This window comes from Microlunatus ginsengisoli (genome assembly GCF_039537205.1).
Classification (GTDB): Bacteria; Actinomycetota; Actinomycetes; order Propionibacteriales; family Propionibacteriaceae; genus Microlunatus; species Microlunatus ginsengisoli.
Genome location: NZ_BAABAB010000061.1, coordinates 1 through 2386, shown reverse-complemented (window position 1 = coordinate 2386; position 2386 = coordinate 1). Strand labels below are relative to the sequence as shown.

Genomic DNA, 2386 nt, shown 5'->3' with positions numbered 1-2386 from the left:
TTTCAGGCCTTGTTGAGCTTGGGTCCTCCTTGTTGTCGGGCTTGTCGCATGCGGTAGGACTCGCCGTCGGTGACGACGACGTGGCAGTGGTGGAGGAGCCGGTCGAGCATGCTGACGGCTGTGGTGTGTTCGGGCAGGAACCGGCCCCAGGACTCGAACGGCCAGTGTGAGCCGATACCGAGGCTGCGGCGTTCGTAGCCGGCGGCGATGAACCGGAACAGCAGTTGGGCGGCGGTGTCGTCCAGCGGTGCGAAGCCGAGCTCGTCGCAGATGACGAGGTCGTTTCTGAGGAGGGTGTCGATGACCTTCCCGACGCTGTTGTCGGCGAGTCCGCGGTAGAGGGTGTCGACCAGGTCAGCGGCGGTGAGGTAGCGGACCCGGTAGCCGGCATCGACCGCGGCCGACCCGAGCGCAAGGAGGAGGTGGCTCTTGCCGGTGCCGGCGGGTCCGATCAGACACACGTTCTCGGCGGCCCGGATCCATTCGAGGCTGGCGAGGTAGTCGAACGTCGCCGCGGGGACCGACGACGCGGCCAGGTCGTAGTCGTCGAGGGCCTTGGTGACGGGGAACCCGGCCTGGCGGCGGCGGGTGGCAGCGTTCGACGCGTCCCGGGCGGCGATCTCGGCCTCGACCAGGGTCCGGAGGAACTCCTCGGGGCTCCAGCGTTGCGTCTTGGCGGTGATCAGCAGTTCGGGGGCGAGCCGACGCATCGCGGCCATCTTCAACCGTTTCAGCCCGTCGTTCAGGTCAGGGGCCAGCACGGGTGGTGTGGTGGTCACCGGTCCTCCCGGGTGCTGTCGGGCTGGATCTTGTAGGCGTCGAGGGGCCGAGTGGGCACCGTTGGCAGGGTGAGCACGTCGGCCAGTGAACTGCCGGCGGGTCGGGGTGTGGGTGCGTGGCCGCTGGTGGCGAGGATGGAGCGGATATCGGCCGCCCGCCACCGCCGGTAGGTCACGGCCCGCTCGAGCGCGGCCAGCAGTGCCTGGTCGCCGTGCGCTGCTCGCAAGATGCAGATGTCGGCCAGCTCCGCGCCCAGCTTCGACACCCCGGCCGCTGCAGCGCCGACCAGGAACGCTTCGGCGATCGGGCCGAGGGTGCAAAAGTCCTTCTCTGTTTGAGTTCTGGGCCGCGGTGCCCGGTTCGGCCGGTCGGGTCGGGGCCGGTCGTAGTGGGCGTCGTCGATGCTGGTCTCGCCGGGTCCGACCAGCGGGTGCTCGGCCAGTACCTCCCCGGTGACCGGCGCGACCACCGTCAAGGTGGTGGGAGTGGTGGTGATGGTGACCTGGGTGCCGATCAGCCGGCATGGCACCGAGTAACGAGCCGACCCGAACCGGACGCAGGACAGCCGGTCGACCTTCCGGCTGGTCACCTTTGCGCCGATCTCCGGCCGAAGCGACGGCAGCGGCCGCAACAGCTCCCGTTCCCGTTCGAGCCGGTCCAGCGGGACCGCGCAGATCTCCGAATGCTGTCGGGCGTTGACCTCGCCGCACCACACCTCGGCGGCGTCGTTCGCCGACCACAGATCGGTGAACGGCTGCTGGGGGATCATCAGGTCGGCCTTGGCGTAGCCGACAAGCCGCTCGACCATGCCTTTCGACTCCGGGTCGGCCGGCTGACAGAAGTCGGGCCGGAACCCGTAGAACGTGGCGAACCGGACATAGTCGGCCGTCGGCACGACCAGGTTCGCGACCACGCCCGCCTTCAAACAGCCCATCCGGTCGGCCAGCACGACCTGCGGAACACCCCCGAGGACCTCGAAACACTCTGCCAGCAGCTCGAACGTCGTCGTCCCACGTTCGTTGCCGGCGAACCGGACGAACCGGAATCTCGACCAGGCCAGGACCGCGCAGAACACGTGCACCCCGGCCAGCACACCCCAGTCGATGATCAACGTCTCACCCGGCGACCACACCCCCGGCCGGCGGCCGCGGTGATGATCCCGCCGCCACGCCGTCTTCGCCTCCGCCACCAGCCGGCGGAAGTTCCGCGGCGACCCCGGGTAGCCGGCCGCCCGCGCCGCCGGCAACAACCGTTTCGCCGAGATCCGGCCCTGCGTGTCGGCCACCCGCTTGGCGACCAGCTGGGTCACCTCGTCGTAGTTATGGGCCCGCCCCTTCCGACCAGCCGGCGTCTCACCGACCAAACCGGCCCGATGGGCCTCCACGATCCGTCGAACCGTCTTGTGCGTCGTGCCGCACAACTCCGCGGCACCCCGATACGTGCCCACACTCTCGTAGGCAGCAATCACATCCATCCGTTCCCTCGCAGTCTTCGACAATGGAGGCTCCCCTTCCGCGGCAACCGGTGACTGGCAGACACCGCCACCGTCGACCCGCGGAAGGGGCCTCAACGATCACGACACGACGCACAAGGAGCGGGGACTTTC

At 69.0% G+C, this 2386-nt stretch carries 2 protein-coding genes; both read right to left on the bottom strand.

The window, feature by feature from the left end:
• Positions 1–2: 2 nt before the first annotated feature.
• Positions 3–779 carry an IS21-like element helper ATPase IstB gene (istB, locus tag ABD747_RS26575; protein WP_344810182.1) on the bottom strand — a complete coding sequence of 259 codons (777 nt, stop codon included), beginning with the start codon at positions 777–779 and terminating at the stop codon, positions 3–5.
• Positions 776–2254: an IS21 family transposase gene (istA, locus tag ABD747_RS26570; protein WP_344810181.1), complete on the bottom strand. Its 1479-nt coding sequence runs from the start codon at positions 2252–2254 to the stop codon at positions 776–778. The genes istB and istA overlap by 4 nt, the downstream gene beginning before the upstream one ends.
• Positions 2255–2386 lie beyond the last annotated feature (132 nt).